The sequence below is a fragment of the Sedimentibacter sp. B4 genome, from assembly GCF_000309315.1.
Classification (GTDB): Bacteria; Bacillota; Clostridia; order Tissierellales; family Sedimentibacteraceae; genus Sedimentibacter; species Sedimentibacter saalensis.
Genome location: NZ_CANG01000331.1, coordinates 1 through 241 on the forward strand (window position 1 = coordinate 1; position 241 = coordinate 241).

The 241-nt window shown below is 69.7% G+C and carries 1 protein-coding gene; it reads right to left on the reverse strand.

Annotation, left to right across the window (positions count from 1 at the left end):
* The coding region (locus BN358_RS23385; protein ID WP_255346891.1) for an exonuclease domain-containing protein at window positions 1-241 on the reverse strand (241 nt) is incomplete at both ends.

Here is a 241-nt window from a genome sequence, read left to right on the forward strand (position 1 = left end):
GAGCGCCACGGTGTCGAGCACCTCGGGGTTGGGCCACGGATACCCGTGTGCGGCGCAGCCTCGCTTGAGGAACCCGGTGTCGAAGCCGGCGTTGTGGGCGACCAGCACGCAGCCGGCGGCGAATTCGAGGAAGGACGGCAGCACTTCGGGCAGTCTGGGGGCGTCGGCGACCAGCTGGTCGGTGATGCCGGTGAGCACGGCCACCAGCGCCGGGATGTGAGTGTTCGGATCGACCAGGGTC